The organism is Orrella dioscoreae (assembly GCF_900089455.2).
Taxonomy (GTDB): domain Bacteria; phylum Pseudomonadota; class Gammaproteobacteria; order Burkholderiales; family Burkholderiaceae_B; genus Orrella; species Orrella dioscoreae.
In genome coordinates this window covers 1,157,023-1,171,343 of sequence record NZ_LT907988.1, presented here as the reverse complement: position 1 = coordinate 1,171,343, position 14,321 = coordinate 1,157,023, and the positions used below count along the sequence as shown (strand labels likewise).

Annotated in this window: 14 protein-coding genes; 10 read left to right on the top strand and 4 right to left on the bottom strand. The window is 69.7% G+C overall.

Features of this window, described 5'->3' with window-relative positions:
• Positions 1–67 precede the first annotated feature (67 nt).
• The 6 genes from ODI_RS05270 (at position 68) to ruvA (ending at position 5,383) form a co-directional block, all read left to right on the top strand.
• Positions 68–1,228: an FAD-dependent monooxygenase gene (locus ODI_RS05270; protein ID WP_098020843.1), complete on the top strand. Its 1,161-nt coding sequence runs from the start codon at positions 68–70 to the stop codon at positions 1,226–1,228.
• A 68-nt stretch (positions 1,229–1,296) separates the two neighbouring features.
• Complete coding sequence (gene dusB / locus ODI_RS05265) at positions 1,297–2,313, top strand: tRNA dihydrouridine synthase DusB (protein ID WP_067755285.1); 1,017 nt, start codon at positions 1,297–1,299, stop codon at positions 2,311–2,313.
• A 49-nt stretch (positions 2,314–2,362) separates the two neighbouring features.
• Complete coding sequence (locus ODI_RS05260; RefSeq protein WP_067755288.1) at positions 2,363–2,602, top strand: helix-turn-helix domain-containing protein; 240 nt, start codon at positions 2,363–2,365, stop codon at positions 2,600–2,602.
• 42 nt (positions 2,603–2,644) lie between these two features.
• Entirely contained in the window at positions 2,645–4,237 is a 1,593-nt protein-coding gene (gene purH / locus ODI_RS05255; RefSeq protein ID WP_067755291.1) for a bifunctional phosphoribosylaminoimidazolecarboxamide formyltransferase/IMP cyclohydrolase, read from the top strand.
• Positions 4,238–4,262: 25 nt separating this feature from the next.
• Positions 4,263–4,814, top strand: coding sequence for a crossover junction endodeoxyribonuclease RuvC (gene ruvC / locus ODI_RS05250; RefSeq protein WP_067755294.1), 552 nt, complete (start codon positions 4,263–4,265; stop codon positions 4,812–4,814).
• Complete coding sequence (gene ruvA, locus ODI_RS05245) at positions 4,811–5,383, top strand: Holliday junction branch migration protein RuvA (RefSeq protein ID WP_067755297.1); 573 nt, start codon at positions 4,811–4,813, stop codon at positions 5,381–5,383. Before ruvC ends, ruvA begins: the two co-directional genes overlap by 4 nt.
• A 19-nt stretch (positions 5,384–5,402) precedes the next feature.
• Here the strand turns inward: ruvA and ODI_RS05240 are convergent, their stop codons facing one another.
• Both ODI_RS05240 and purM read right to left on the bottom strand, forming a co-directional pair.
• Entirely contained in the window at positions 5,403–6,344 is a 942-nt protein-coding gene (locus ODI_RS05240) for a complex I NDUFA9 subunit family protein (protein WP_067755301.1), read from the bottom strand.
• Between the two features lie 171 nt (positions 6,345–6,515).
• Positions 6,516–7,565: a phosphoribosylformylglycinamidine cyclo-ligase gene (gene purM / locus ODI_RS05235; RefSeq protein WP_067755304.1), complete on the bottom strand. Its 1,050-nt coding sequence runs from the start codon at positions 7,563–7,565 to the stop codon at positions 6,516–6,518.
• A gap of 169 nt (positions 7,566–7,734) precedes the next feature.
• On the opposite strand from purM, the gene hda reads away from it, so the two are divergent.
• The 4 genes from hda to folK are packed head-to-tail and all read left to right on the top strand — an operon-like array spanning position 7,735 to position 10,980.
• Positions 7,735–8,430: a DnaA regulatory inactivator Hda gene (gene hda, locus ODI_RS05230; protein ID WP_067755307.1), complete on the top strand. Its 696-nt coding sequence runs from the start codon at positions 7,735–7,737 to the stop codon at positions 8,428–8,430.
• Positions 8,427–9,131 carry an HAD family hydrolase gene (locus ODI_RS05225; protein ID WP_067755310.1) on the top strand — a complete coding sequence of 235 codons (705 nt, stop codon included), beginning with the start codon at positions 8,427–8,429 and terminating at the stop codon, positions 9,129–9,131. The genes hda and ODI_RS05225 overlap by 4 nt, the downstream gene beginning before the upstream one ends.
• Entirely contained in the window at positions 9,131–10,492 is a 1,362-nt protein-coding gene (pcnB, locus tag ODI_RS05220) for a polynucleotide adenylyltransferase PcnB (RefSeq protein ID WP_067755313.1), read from the top strand. Before ODI_RS05225 ends, pcnB begins: the two co-directional genes overlap by 1 nt.
• A complete protein-coding gene (gene folK, locus ODI_RS05215) occupies positions 10,489–10,980 on the top strand; it encodes a 2-amino-4-hydroxy-6-hydroxymethyldihydropteridine diphosphokinase (RefSeq protein WP_067755316.1) in 492 nt (163 codons plus the stop codon). The genes pcnB and folK overlap by 4 nt, the downstream gene beginning before the upstream one ends.
• Here folK and ODI_RS22610 read toward each other — a convergent pair.
• Both ODI_RS22610 and ODI_RS05205 read right to left on the bottom strand, forming a co-directional pair.
• The gene (locus tag ODI_RS22610) at positions 10,961–12,589 is read right to left on the bottom strand and encodes a methyl-accepting chemotaxis protein (protein WP_067755319.1); all 1,629 of its coding nucleotides are present in this window, start codon (positions 12,587–12,589) and stop codon (positions 10,961–10,963) included. The two genes, folK and ODI_RS22610, sit on opposite strands and share 20 nt — an antisense overlap.
• A gap of 140 nt (positions 12,590–12,729) precedes the next feature.
• Positions 12,730–14,253, bottom strand: a complete 1,524-nt coding sequence (locus ODI_RS05205; protein ID WP_067755321.1) for a fumarate hydratase — start codon at positions 14,251–14,253, stop codon at positions 12,730–12,732.
• Positions 14,254–14,321: the final 68 nt, after the last annotated feature.

The window sequence follows — 14,321 nt, the reverse complement described above, 5'->3', positions numbered from 1 at the left end:
CCCGCAATCCGGATTGCCCCCTTCCTCTGCGGCAACGCAAGCGGACGGCCGCCCGCCCGCGGGTAGAATGCCCGGCATGAGCCTGCCCGACCACGACATCGCCATCCTCGGCGGCGGCCCGGCCGGCAGCGCGCTGGCGCTGCTGCTGGCGCGCACCGCCCCGCGGCCCGACCGCATCGCCCTGTTCCGCGCCCCGCTGCGCGGCGCCGGCCATGCCGCCGACCCGCGCTCGCTGGCCATGAACCATGGCAGCCAGGTGCTGCTGGCGTCGCTGGGCGCCTGGCCCCGCGTGGCGGCCGAGATCCGCACGGTGCACGTGTCGCAGCGCGGCCGCCTGGGCCGCACCCTCATCCGGCATGACGACTACGGCGTGCCCCGCCTGGGCAGCGTCGCGGGCTACAGCGCGCTGCACCAGGCGCTGGCCGAGGCCGTCGCGAAAAGCGGCGTGCAGGTCATCGAGGACGGCCAGGCGCGCCTGGCGCGCCATGACGCCCAGGGCGCCACCATCGAACAGGCCGGACGCGCCTGGTCCTGCGCCGTGGCCGTGCAGGCCGACGGCACGCCTGGCGACGCCGCCCCGCGCGATTACGACCAGCACGCCGTGCTGACCCTGGCGCGCGCCAGCCTGCCGCGCGCGGGCTGGGCCTGGGAGCGCTTCACCCGGGAAGGCCCGCTCGCCCTGCTGCCCCACCCCGCCGGCCCCGACGTCCATTCCGTGGTGTGGTGCTGCCGCCCCGAACGCGCCCGCCAGTTGCAGGCCATGGACGAGGCCGAGTTCTCGCGTGCGTTGAACGCGGCTTTCGGCACCCGCCTGGGCCGCCTGTCCGCCCAGCGCCCGGACGGCGTCTTCCCGCTGGCCCTGCGCCTGCGTCCCGCGCTGGCGGAAGGCCGCACGGCGGCCATCGGCAACGCCGCGCAGACGCTGCACCCGGTCGCCGGGCAAGGCTTGAACCTGGGCCTGCGCGACGCGGCACGGCTTGCGCTGTCGCTGGCCGGCTGGCTGCGGCAGGCCGACACCGATCCCGCCCCCTTGCTGGCGCAATACGCCCAGGCCCGCCAGCCGGACCGCCGCGCCACGGCGGGCGTCACCGACTTCCTGCCCCGGGTGTTCGCCACCGGCCTGCCCGCCGTCGAGCACGCCTGCGGCCTGGCCTTGCTGGGCCTGGACCTGGCGGCGCCGCTGCGCGCGCCCCTGGCACGCCACCTGCTGCAGGGCCTGCGGGCCTGAAAGGCCCGCCAGGCAAGGCCCGGGCGCGCGGCAGGGCCTCCCGGTCATCGGGGGGTTAAAATCCGCCGATGCGCCTCGGCCCCTGGACCCTCCCCAACAATGTATTCGTCGCCCCCATGGCGGGCGTGACGGATCGCCCTTTCCGCCAGCTTTGCAAGAAGCTGGGGGCGGGCTACGCCGTGTCGGAAATGGCCGCCAGCAACCCCCAGCTCTGGGACAGCGTGAAAACCTCGCGCCGGCTGGATCACCGCGGCGAAATCGACCCCATCGCGGTCCAGATCGCCGGCGCCGACCCGGCCATGATGGCCGAGGCCGCCGTCTTCAACGTCCAGCGCGGCGCGCAGATCATCGACATCAACATGGGTTGTCCGGTCAAGAAGGTCTGCAAGGCCGCTTCCGGCTCGGCACTGCTGCGCGACGAACCGCTGGTGGGCCGCATCGTGCAGGCCGTCGTCGACGCCTGCCGCCCGCTGGGCATCCCCGTCACGCTGAAGACCCGCACCGGCTGGGACCCCGAACACCGCAACGCGCTGCGCGTGGCACGCATGGCCGAGGACATCGGCATTTCGGCGCTGATCCTGCATGGCCGCACCCGGGCCGACCTGTATACCGGCCACGCCGAATACGACACCATCCGCGAGGTCAAGGCGGCGTTGTCGATCCCGGTCGTGGCCAATGGCGACATCGACAGTCCGGAAAAGGCCCGCGCCGTCCTGGACTACACTGGCGCCGACGCGGTCATGCTGGGCCGCGCCGCGCAGGGCCGACCCTGGCTCTTCCGCGAGACAGACCATTACCTGCGCACGGGCGAACGCCTGCCGCCGCCCAGCTACGGCGAAATGCGCAGCTTGCTGCTGGCGCACCTGGACGATCACTACCATTTCTATGGCGAGATCACCGGCGTGCGCACGGCGCGCAAGCATATCGGCTGGTACGTCGCCGGCCTGCCCGGGGCCCAGGCGTTCTGCGATGTCATGAACCGCCTGGAATCCACCCGCGAACAGCATCAAGCCGTCGCCGACTGGTTCGGGCGGCTGATGCAGCAGCACGACGCGCCTGACGCCGCGTATTCCCTGGCGGCCTGAGCGGCCGCCAGCCATTTCATTTTTCAGTCCCCCACCTCCGATTCGATACATGAGCAAGAAAGACGTTCTGGAAGACTGCGTGCGCGATAGCCTGGCACGGTATTTCGAAGACCTCGGCGACGCCGAGCCCCACGACATGTGGGAAATGGTGATGCGCTGCGTCGAGCGCCCCGTGCTTGAAGTGGCCATGGAGCGCTCGGGCGGCAACCAGTCGCGCGCCTCCGAAATGCTGGGCATCACCCGCAACACGCTGCGCAAGAAGCTGCTGGCTCACAACATCCGCGCCTGAACGCCCCTCGCCCCTTTTCCATTCCTTCCCTTCCCTGCCCCGATGAAACCTGAAACCGCCCTGCTCTCCGTGTCCGACAAGACCGGCATCGTCGAATTCGCGCGCGCCCTGAACGTGCGCGGCGTGCGCCTGCTGTCGACCGGCGGCACCGCCAAGCTGCTGGCCGAAGCCGGCCTGCCCGTCACCGAAGTCGCCGCCCACACGGGTTCGCCCGAGATCCTGGACGGCCGCGTGAAGACGCTGCATCCGCGCATCCACGGCGGCCTGCTGGCCCGCCGCGACAGCGCCGAGCACATGCAGACGCTGAAGGAACAGGGCATCGACCGCATCGACCTGCTGGTGGTCAACCTCTACCCCTTCCGCGAAACCGTGGCCAAGCCCGGCTGCACCTTCGCCGACGCGGTGGAGAACATCGACATCGGCGGCCCGGCCATGCTGCGCGCGGCCGCCAAGAACCACGGCACGGAAGCCGGCGGCGTGGCCGTCGTGATCGACCCCTCCGACTACAGCCGCGTGCTGGCCGACATGGACAGCCCCGCCGGCGCCCCGTCGTACGCCCTGCGCCTGGAGCTGGCCGCCAAGGTCTACGCCCACACCGCCGCCTATGACGGCGCCATCGCCGCCTACCTGAGCAGCCTGGCCGAGGCCGCGCCCGCCCAGGACGCCGCGCCCGCCCGCAACCCGTGGCCGCGCGTGCTGACGCTGCAGATGAACCAGGCGCAGGCGCTGCGCTACGGCGAGAACCCGCACCAGAGCGCCGCGTTCTACACCGACGCGCACCGCGCCGCCGGCCTGCTGGGCAACTACCGCCAGTTGCAGGGCAAGGAACTGTCCTACAACAACATCGCCGACGCCGATGCCGCCTGGGAATGCGTGCGCAGCTTCGAGGCGCCCGCCTGCGTGATCGTCAAGCACGCCAACCCCTGCGGCGTGGCCGTGGCAGAAGGCACGCTGGCCGCCTACGAGAAGGCCTTCAAGACCGACCCGACCTCGGCCTTCGGCGGCATCATCGCCTTCAACCGTCCGGTGGACGCGGCCACCGCCGAGGCCGTCAGCGGCCAGTTCATGGAAGTGCTGCTGGCCCCCGCCTATGACGGCGCGGCCCTGGCCATCCTGGCCGCCAAGAAGAACGTGCGCGTGCTGGAGGTGCCGGCCGGCACGGGCCAGAACCCGCTCGACGTCAAGCGCGTGGGCGGCGGCTGGCTGGTCCAGAGCCCGGACGCGCATGACGTGCCGGTCTCCGACCTGAAGATCGTCACCAAGAAGGCCCCCACCGAGCAGCAGTTCAAGGACCTGCAGTTCGCCTGGAAGGTCGCCAAGTTCGTGAAGTCCAACGCCATCGTGTTCGTGGCCGACGGCATGACGATGGGCGTGGGCGCGGGCCAGATGAGCCGCATCGACTCGGCGCGCATCGCCTCGATCAAGGCCGAGAACGCCGGCCTGACGCTGCAGGGCTCGGCCGTGGCATCGGACGCCTTCTTCCCCTTCCGCGACGGCCTGGACGTGGTGTGCGACGCGGGCGCGACCTGCGTCATCCAGCCGGGCGGCAGCGTGCGTGACGACGAAGTGATCGCCGCCGCCGACGAGCGCGGCATCGCGATGGTGCTGACCGGCACCCGTCACTTCCGCCACTGAGACGCCACAGCGCCGCCCCGCCGCCATGCGCATCCTCGGCATCGATCCCGGCCTGCGCCGCACCGGCTTCGGCGTGGTCGATGCCGTGGGCGAACGGCTGCGCTACGTGGCAAGCGGCACGGTGGTCGTGCCCGCCAACCTCGGCCTGTCGCAGCGCCTGAAGGTCATCCTCGACAACCTGCGTGAAGTCGCGGGCGATACCCGGCCCGACGTCGCCGCCATGGAAAAGGTGTTCCTGAACACCAACCCCGCCAGCACACTGCTGCTGGGCCAGGCGCGCGGCGCGGCGCTGTGCGCGCTGGCCGACTCGGGGCTGGAGGTGCACGAGTACACCGCGCTGCAGATCAAGAAATCGGTGGTGGGCACCGGCCGCGCCGCCAAGGAACAGGTGCAGGCGATGGTGCAGCACCTGCTGTCGCTGGACGGACGCCCCGCGCCCGACTCGGCCGACGCGCTGGCCTGCGCGATCTGCCACGCCCACGCCGCACCGCTGGCCGACCGCCTGGGCGGTCTCGGCGCCCTTGCAACCCCTGGCCGCGCGCGCATGCGCCGCGGCCGTCTCATCGCCCTATCATGATCGGACGCATCACCGGCACGCTGCTGGAAAAATCGCCGCCCACGCTGTGCGTGGACGTGAACGGCGTGGGTTACGACATCGACGTGCCCATGAGCACCCTCTACGCCCTGCCCGAAACCGGCGCGCGCGTGACGCTCTACACCCACCTGGCCGTGCGCGAAGACGCGCATGTGCTCTATGGCTTTGCCAGCGCCCAGGAACGCGCCGCGTTCCGCGAGCTGATCAAGGTCAGCGGCATCGGCGCGCGCATCGCGCTGGCGGTGCTGTCCGGCCTGACGGTCGCCGACCTGGCCCAGGCCATCACGCTGCAGGAATCGGCCAGGCTCATCCGCGTGCCCGGCATCGGCAAGAAGACCGCCGAACGCCTGCTGCTGGAAATGCGTGGCAAGCTGGGCGCCGACCTGGGCGCCGCGGCGCCGGCCGTGCCCGACAGCCAGTCGGACATCCTGAACGCGCTCATGGCGCTGGGCTATTCCGACCGCGAATCGAGCGCGGCGCTCAAGGCCCTGCCCGAAGGCGTGGACGTGTCGGAAGGCATCCGCCTGGCGCTGAAGTCGCTGGTGCGCTGACGCGCCAGGACATGCGGGCCTACCTGGCCCGCCGCTCGACCTCGCCCTTGCGCCGAACCGCCTGCGCCAATACCGCCTCCAGCGGCGTGGGCACCACGCCCAGCTCCGTGCTGAGCGGCCGCGTGGCCACGTTGTCCACCGTCAGCGAATCCAGGTTGTCGCGCGACACCAGCGGATCGCCCGGCAGGCATTCGAAGAACATCGCCTGCACACGGGCCAGCGCATCCGGCAAGGCGATGACCGGCCGAGGATGGCCCGCCGCGGCGGCCGCCAGCGACACCAGTTCCCCCAGCGTATACACATGCGGCCCCACGACCTCGTACGTGGCATCGGCCGCGGCTGGCAAGGTCAAGGCGGCCTGCATGGCCAGCACCAGGTCTTCGACATACACCGGCTGCATGCGGGCCTTCGCGCCGCCCACCGGCAGCACGGGAAACCAGCGCGCCAGGCGGCCGAAGAGATTCAGGAAATTGTCGTCCGGGCCGAACACCACCGACGGGCGCATCAGCGTGAAGCTGCCTGCGCCGGGCGACTGGAAGGCCGCGCGGATGGCGGTCTCGCCATCGCCCTTGGAGCGCAGGTACATGCTGGGACCGGAGGGCGACGCCCCCAGTGCGCTGAGATGCAGGAAACGTCCGATGCCGTGCGTGCGGCAGGCGTAGGCCACGCGCCGCGGCAGCAGGACGTGCACGCGCTCGAAGTCGGCGCCATAGGGCTTGCCGCGCTGGCTGTGCAGGATGCCGACCAGGTTGATGACGGCGTCATGCCCGGGCAGCAGTTGCTCGATGACGGCCTCGTCGTGGATGTCGGCTTCCAGCACGGTGGCGGTTGGATGCACCAGCAGGTCGCGTCCGTGCGCCAGGCGGCGGGTGGGAAGGGTGAGGACATGGCCGGCGGCGGACAGGCGAGCGACGAGATGACGTCCGATGAAACCGGTGCCCCCCAGGATCAGGATACGCATGTCGGGCTCCTGTCTTCCAGGTCTGGGATCTACCGCCGATTCTGCGCCGCGAATGCCCGATGCGCAAGGCGGGCCGCCGGAAAGCGGCAGGCCCGCCTTGCGGCGGGCCTGTGGAATGCCGGGACAGCGGACCAAGACCGGCGCCGGGTTGGCGGCCAGCCCCGGCAGCGCTTAGACGACGATGGTCTGCGGGGCGTCCTTGCCCTGCTCGACGATCTCGCCCAGCACGCTGACCGTTTCACCTTGCGAAAGCAGGGTTTGCGCCACGGCGTCGGCCTGGGCGGCCGGCACCACGACGACCATGCCGATGCCGCAGTTGAAGACGCGGTGCATTTCCTCGTCGGCCACCCCGCCTTCGCGCTGCAGCCACGAGAACAGCTCGGGCATCTGCCAGGCATCGCGATGCAGGCGGGCCTGCAGGCCGGGCTGCAGGATGCGCGGCACGTTGTCCAGCAAACCGCCGCCGGTGATGTGCGCCAGGCCCTTGATGGCCGTGCCGTGGGCGGCCAAGGCAGCCAGCACCTGCTTGACGTAGATGCGGGTGGGCGCCATCACGGTTTCCACCAGCGGCTTGCCGTGGAAATCCTGCTCGGGACGGGCGCCGGCGCGCGCGATGATCTTGCGCAGCAGCGAATAGCCGTTGGAATGCGCGCCGCTGGAAGCCAGGCCCAGCACCACGTCGCCCGGCACGATGGTCTTGCCGTCGATGATCGTCGACTTTTCCACCGCGCCCACGGCGAAGCCCGCCAGGTCGTATTCGCCATCGGGGTACATGCCGGGCATTTCGGCGGTTTCGCCGCCGATCAGCGCGCAGCCGGCCAGTTCGCAGCCGCGGGCGATGCCGCCCACGACGCTGGCGGCCGTGTCGACCGACAGCTTGCCGCAGGCGAAGTAGTCCAGGAAGAAGAGCGGCTCGGCGCCCTGCACCAGGATGTCGTTGACGCTCATGGCGACCAGGTCGATGCCGACCGTGTCATGGCGGTTCCACTCGAAGGCCAGCTTGAGCTTGGTGCCCACGCCGTCGGTGCCGGAGACCAGCACGGGCTCGCGGTATTTCCTGGGCACTTCGAAAAGCGCGCCGAAACCGCCGATGCCAGCCATCACCCCTTCGCGCATGGTCTTGGCGGCCAAGGGCTTGATGCGATCGACCAGCGCGTCGCCTGCGTCGATGTCGACGCCAGCGTCGCGGTAGGTCAGGGGAGCCGAGTGAGGATTTGTCATGAGAAAAGCCGTGGGGTATGTAACAATCGCGAAGTTTTGGACGAGAAATCTGCGTCCGCTGGACGTATTTTACGATGACCTACCTTTTAACCCACGCGGGCCCTGCGAAATGCAGCCCTGGCGGGGGTCCGACGGGGGCCGGACGCCGGATGGCGCGGTCCCGCCACGCATGAATCGCCAATTGCTCCTGGACGTGCTGCCCGAACCGGCGCCGTCGTTTTCCAACTTCATTCCCGGACCCAACGACGAGGCGCTGGCCGGCGCGCGCGCGCTGGCGCCGGGACATGCCGCCTATTTCTGGGGGCCGGCGGGCAGCGGCCGCAGCCACCTGCTGCGTGCGCTGGCGGCCTTGCCGCAGGCGCGCTATTTCGGCGCCGACGCCGATCCGCAAGCCTTGCGCGACGCGCCCGACGCCCAGCAGCCGCCCCGGCTGATCGCGGTGGACGACGTGCACCTGCTGGGCGAGGAAGCCCAGGCGGCGCTCTTTGCCCTGTACAATCGCTGGCGCGAATCGGCCGCTTCGGGCCGCGCTTTCGCGCTGGCTGTCGCTGGCGACCGCGCGCCGATGAACATGCCCTTGCGCGAAGACCTGCGCACCCGGCTGGGCTGGGACCTGGTCTTCCGCCTGGCGTTGCTGTCCGATACCGACAAGCTGGCCGCATTGACGCTGCAGGCCGGTGACCGGGGCCTGCAGTTGGCCCCGGAAGTCCTGAACTGGATCCTGACCCGCTACGAGCGCGACATGCGCCGGCTCGCCACGCTGCTGGACGCCCTGGACCGTTATTCCCTGGCATCCGGCCGCGCCATCACCATTCCGCTGCTGCGCGCCATGCTGGCAGACCAAGAAGCCAACCGACCTCAATGACCACCCTTCCCGCCCGGATTGCCCTGTTCGACCTGGACCACACGCTGCTGCCCCTGGACAGCGATTACCAGTGGGCCGACTACCTGGCCCGCACGGGACGCGCGGGCGATCCGCAGGTGGCGCGCCAGCGCAACGAAGACCTGATGGTGCGCTACAACGAAGGACGGCTCACCGCCGAGCAGGCGGCCGAGTTCATGCTTGGCCTGCTTGCCGCGCACACGCCCTTCGACCTGGCCACCTGGCACGAATCCTTCATGGCCGAGGTCGTGCGCCCAGCCATCCAGCCCCAGGCGCTGGCGCTGGTGGACCAGCATCTGGCCGCGGGCGACCTGGTCGCCATCGTCACGGCCACCAATACCTTCGTCACTGCCCCGATCGCGCGCGCCTTCGGCGTGCCCACGCTGATCGGGACCGAACCGCAGTTCGTGAACGGCCGCTACACCGGCCGCATCGACGGCACGCCCAGCTTCAAGGAAGGCAAGGTGACGCGCGTCGCCGCCTGGCTCGAGACCCTGGGCACGCGCCTGGACGCCTTCGAGACCAGCTATTTCTACAGCGACTCGGTCAATGACCTGCCGCTGCTCGAGGTGGTCACGCATCCGGTGGCCGCCAACCCCTCGCCCGCCCTGCGCGAGATCGCGCTGTCGCGCGGCTGGACCGTGCTGGACCTGTTCAGCGAACTGGAAGACCTGAAGTCCTGATGATTACCGACACCATCAAGCGTTTCGTCTCGCGCCTGCTGCGCCCCACGGCCAGCGGCCCCCAACGCATCGCCCGCGACCGCCACGGCATCGACCGCCGCAACGTCTCGCGCCACGCGATCAAGGTCTGCGAGGTGTTGCGCCAGCATGGCTACGAAGGCTATATCGTGGGCGGCGCGGTGCGCGACCTGATCGTCGGCCTGGAACCCAAGGACTTCGACGTCGCCACCAACGCCACGCCGGAGCAGACCCGCCCGCTGTTCCGCCGCGCCCGCATCATCGGCCGTCGCTTCCAGCTGGTGCACGTGGTGTTCGGACAGGAGGTCATCGAGACATCGACCTTCCGCGCGCCGGCCGCCGCCACGCAGAAGACCGACGAGCACGGCCGCATCCTGAGCGACAACGAGTTCGGCACCCAGGAACAGGACGCCATCCGCCGCGACTTCACGATCAACGCGCTGTACTACGATCCGCTGACGGAAGAGGTCATCGACTACTGTCACGGCGTGGACGACCTGAAGAAGCGCGTGGTGCGCATGATCGGCGATCCGCAGACCCGTTACCGCGAAGACCCCGTGCGCATGCTGCGCGCCGTGCGCTTCTCGGCCAAGCTCAACGGCCAGATCCACCCCGAGACGCTGTCGCCCATCCGCCCGATGGCCGACCTGCTGGGCAACGTGCCCGCTTCGCGCCTCTTCGACGAAATGCTGAAGCTGCTGACCTGTGGCCACGCCATGGATTGCCTGCGCCAACTGCGTGAAGTGGGCCTGCATCGCGGCCTGCTGCCGCTGCTGGACGTGGTGCTGGAGCAGCCCGGCGGCGAGCGTTTCGTCGAACTGGCGCTGGAGCGCACCGACGTGCGCGTGCGCAGCGGCAAGAGCGTGAGCCCCAGCTTCCTGTTCGCCGCGCTGCTGTGGCAGTTGGTGGACGTGCGCTGGAAGCAGTTGCTGGAACAGGGCGAGCACACCATTCCCGCGCTGACGCAGGCCGCCGACTCGGTGCTGGACGAACAGACCGAGAAGCTGGCCATCCAGCGCCGTTATGCCGCCGATATGCGCGAGATCTGGTTCATGCAGCCGCGCTTCGAGCGCCGCCTGGGCAAGACGATCTGGCGCATGATCGAGCAGCCGCGCTTCCGCGCGGCCGTGGACTTCCTGCAACTGCGCGCCGCCGCCGGCCAGTTCGACAGCGTGCTGGCCCAGTGGTGGATGGACCTGGCTGACAACGACGACGCCTCGCGCGCCGCGATGATCGAGGCGCTGGCCAACGAGCCGCGCGAGGAAGGCACGGGCGCCGCCCGCAAGCGCCGCCGCCGTCCGCGCCGCAAGCCGCAAGGTGGCGCGGCGCCAGCCGGCGAATGACGCTGGCCGGCACGCACATCGCCTATATCGGCCTGGGCGCCAATCTGGGCGATGCCGCCGGCGCCCTGCGCGCCGCGCTGGCCGAACTCGCTGCCAACCCAGGCGTACAGGCCTGCGAGGCCTCGCCCTTCTACCGCAGCGCCCCCGTGGATGCCACGGGCCCCGACTTCATCAACGCCGCGGCGCGCCTGCAAACGACGCTGGCGCCGCTGGACCTGCTGGCGCTGCTGCAGGGCATCGAACTGGCGCACGGGCGCGAACGCCCCTATCGCAATGCGCCGCGCACGCTGGACCTGGACCTGCTCTGCTACGACGACGTGTCGCTGGACACCGAGCGTCTCGTGCTGCCCCACCCGCGCATGACCGGCCGCGCCTTCGTGCTGCTGCCGCTGCGTGACCTGGCGCCCGGCCTGCGGCTGCAGGGCCGCGGGCTGGACGATTGGCTGGCGGCTTGCGGCGAGCAGGCGATCACGCCGCTGCCGAACTGAGCGCCTGGCGCGCATGCCCGGGGTGCCGGGCACCCAAGGCCGGCGGCGCCGTATCGATCACCACCGACTCGGGCAGGCGGAACACCGCCACCGCCTCGCGCAGGCGATTGGCCTGCGACGCCAGCGAACCGGCAGCGGCCGCGGCCTCTTCCACCAAGGCGGCGTTCTGCTGCGTCACGCTGTCCATCTGCGATACCGCCAGGTTCACCTGATCGATGCCGCTGGCCTGCTCCTGCGTGGCCATGGAAATCTCGCTCATGATGCTGGTGACGCGGCGCACCGCGTCCAGGATCTCGCCCATGGTGGCACCGGCGCTGTCCACCTGGCGCGCGCCGTGGTCCACCTTGGCGCTGGAGTCCTCGATCAGGTCCTTGATCTCGCGCGCGGCGCCCGCGCTGCGTTGCGCCAGCGAGCGGACTTCCGAGGCCACCACGGCGAAACCCTTGCCCTGCTCGCCTGCGCGCGCGGCCTCGACCGCCGCGTTCAGCGCCAGGATGTTGGTCTGGAAGGCGATGCTGTCGATCACGCCCACGATCTCGCCGATGCGCGAGGAGCTTTGCGCGATGGCCTGCATGGTGTCGACCACGCCGCCCACGGCGGCATGGCCGCGCTCGACCACCTGGGATGTCTGCGTCGCCATGTCGCTGGCCTGGCGCGCGCTGTCGTTGTTCTGCTTGACCGCCGAGGCCAGCTCTTCCATGCTCGCCGCCGTTTCCTCCAGCGAGGCCGCCTGCTGCTCGGTGCGGGCGGACAGGTCGGTGTTGCCGGCCGAGATCTCGCGCGTGCCGACGTGGATTTCCTCGACGCCCTGGCGCACCTGCCGCACCGTCGTCACCAGGCCTTCCTGCATGGTCTTGAGCGCAACCAGCAATGCACCGATTTCGTTCGTGCCGCCATCGGGCACGCGATTGGCCAGGTTGCCCGCCGCGATCCGCTTGAACAGTTCCCCCACGTCGTGCAGGGGCTGCACGATGATGCGGCGGATCATCACGAAGACGCCCACCGCCAGCGCCAGGCCCGCGGCCAGCACGCCTGCCAGCACCAGCGAGAACAGCGCCGTCATGTCCGTGATGCCTTCCAGCGCGGCCCCGCCGATCGCGTCCGACGAGGCCATGAATGCGCTCTGCGCCTTCATGTAGGTTTCCTGGACGCCCTGGGTGCCCTGCTTCAGGTAGGCCGCCATGTCGCCTGCTTCCAGCACGCGCGCCACGTTGTTCAGGTTGGTTTCGTATTGGCGGTACGCCTGGACATAGGCCGCCGTCACCGAGCTGGCGCGATCACCCGCGGTCAGCGCCGCCTCGAAGCGGGCGAAGTGCCGGCCCGCTTCGGCCACGTGGGCCAGCGCGGTGTTCAGCGCGGTCTTGTCGCCGGCATTGCCTTGCGTGACACGCGTGGCATAACGGCTGAAATCGGTACGCGCGGCCACCAGGGACAGCGACGCCGCGCTGACGGCATTGCCTTCCACCACGGAGTTGCGATGCAGCTCACGCACATCGGCGCCGACGCGATCCAGGGCGACGTAGCCCAGGCCGCCCAGCAGCAGTTGAAACACGAAAAACACCACGACCACACCCAGCAGGGTGGTCGATATCTTCAGATTGCGAAACACGAAAGTCTTCCTTTCTGTCGGAGGCGAGGCGCCGGATTCTGCTTACCCCCCTCTTGTACAGGAACCGCGCCGCAAGCAATGCCATGAAAAAGGCGGGCCCGAAGGCCCGCCCAAGTCATTCCAACAGATAGGCAGCGAACCTACTCAGCCGCCACCGGGATCTTGCCGATCTTCGCCTGCCAGGTGCGCGGGCCGGTGTTGTGGACCGACACGCCTTGCGCGTCGACCGCGACCGTCACCGGCATGTCCTTGACCTCGAACTCGTAGATGGCTTCCATGCCCAGGTCCTCGAAGGCCACGACGCGCGCGCCGCGGATGGCCTTGGAGACCAGGTAGGCCGCGCCGCCCACGGCCATGAGGTAGGCCGAGCCGTGCTTGCGGATCGCCTCGATGGCGACGGGACCGCGCTCGGACTTGCCAATCATGGCGATGAGACCGGTCTGGGCCAGCATCATGTCCGTGAACTTGTCCATGCGGGTGGCGGTGGTGGGGCCGGCCGGGCCGACCACTTCGTCGCGCACCGGATCGACCGGGCCGACGTAGTAGATGACGCGGTTGGCGAAGTCCACCGGCAGCGACTCGCCGCGCGCCAGCATGTCCTGGATGCGCTTGTGCGCGGCATCGCGGCCCGTCAGCATCTTGCCCGACAGCAGCAGGGTCTGGCCCGGCTGCCAGCTGGCGACCTGTTCGCGCGTGAGCGTGTCCAGGTTGACCTGCTCGGACTTGTTGTAGTCGGGCGCCCAGTGCACGTCCGGCCACTCGGACAGCGCGGGCGGATCCAGGCGGGCGGGGCCCGAGCCGTCCAGCACGAAATGCGCGTGGCGGGTCGCGGCGCAGTTGGGGATCATGGCCACGGGCTTGGAGGCCGCGTGCGTGGGGAAGGTGTGGATCTTGACGTCCAGCACGGTCGTCAGGCCGCCCAGGCCCTGCGCACCGATGCCCAGCGCGTTGACCTTTTCATAGAGTTCGATGCGCAGTTCTTCCAGCTTGTTCTGCGGGCCGCGGGCCAGCAGCTCGTGCATGTCCAGGTCTTCCATCAGCGATTGCTTGGCCATCAGCATGGCCTTCTCGGCGGTGCCGCCGACGCCGATGCCGAGCATGCCCGGGGGGCACCAGCCCGCGCCCATGGTCGGGACGGTCTTGAGCACCCAGTCCACCAGCGAATCGCTGGGGTTGAGCATGACGAACTTGGACTTGTTCTCGGAACCGCCGCCCTTGGCGGCCACCTGCACGTCGACGGTGTCGCCGGGCACCAGTTCGACGTTGACGATACAGGGCGTGTTGTCGCGGGTGTTGCGGCGGGCGAACAGCGGATCGTCCAGCACCGAGGCACGCAGCGGATTGTCCGGATTCAGGTAGCCCTGGCGAACGCCTTCGTCGCAGAGCGCCTGCAAGCTCCTACAGGACTCGAAGCGCACGTTCATGCCGACCTTCAGGAACACGTTGACGATGCCGGTGTCCTGGCAGAGCGGGCGGCGGCCTTCGGCGCACAGGCGCGAGTTGGTGAGGATCTGCGCCATCGCGTCGCGCGCGGCGGGGCTTTCCTCGCGCTCGTAGGCGCGCGCCAGGTGGCGGATGTAGTCGACGGGATGGTAGTAGCTGATGAACTGGACCGCGTCGGCGATCGACTGGATCAGGTCATCTTCCTTGATGGTCACGGACATGGCGTATCGCTGTGGAAGTGAAAGGAAAGGGGGGCGGAGCCCGCGCGAGGACGGCGGGCGGCTGACGC

Coding starts and splice junctions, on each gene's coding strand:
- folK (WP_067755316.1), top strand. CDS start 10,489: ATGACGCTGGCCGGCACGCACATCGCCTATATCGGCCTGGGCGCCAAT.
- ruvA (WP_067755297.1), top strand. CDS start 4,811: ATGATCGGACGCATCACCGGCACGCTGCTGGAAAAATCGCCGCCCACG.
- pcnB (WP_067755313.1), top strand. CDS start 9,131: ATGATTACCGACACCATCAAGCGTTTCGTCTCGCGCCTGCTGCGCCCC.
- purH (WP_067755291.1), top strand. CDS start 2,645: ATGAAACCTGAAACCGCCCTGCTCTCCGTGTCCGACAAGACCGGCATC.
- ODI_RS05260 (WP_067755288.1), top strand. CDS start 2,363: ATGAGCAAGAAAGACGTTCTGGAAGACTGCGTGCGCGATAGCCTGGCA.
- dusB (WP_067755285.1), top strand. CDS start 1,297: ATGCGCCTCGGCCCCTGGACCCTCCCCAACAATGTATTCGTCGCCCCC.
- hda (WP_067755307.1), top strand. CDS start 7,735: ATGAATCGCCAATTGCTCCTGGACGTGCTGCCCGAACCGGCGCCGTCG.
- purM (WP_067755304.1), bottom strand. CDS start 7,565: ATGACAAATCCTCACTCGGCTCCCCTGACCTACCGCGACGCTGGCGTC.
- ODI_RS05225 (WP_067755310.1), top strand. CDS start 8,427: ATGACCACCCTTCCCGCCCGGATTGCCCTGTTCGACCTGGACCACACG.
- ruvC (WP_067755294.1), top strand. CDS start 4,263: ATGCGCATCCTCGGCATCGATCCCGGCCTGCGCCGCACCGGCTTCGGC.
- ODI_RS05240 (WP_067755301.1), bottom strand. CDS start 6,344: ATGCGTATCCTGATCCTGGGGGGCACCGGTTTCATCGGACGTCATCTC.
- ODI_RS05270 (WP_098020843.1), top strand. CDS start 68: ATGCCCGGCATGAGCCTGCCCGACCACGACATCGCCATCCTCGGCGGC.
- ODI_RS05205 (WP_067755321.1), bottom strand. CDS start 14,253: ATGTCCGTGACCATCAAGGAAGATGACCTGATCCAGTCGATCGCCGAC.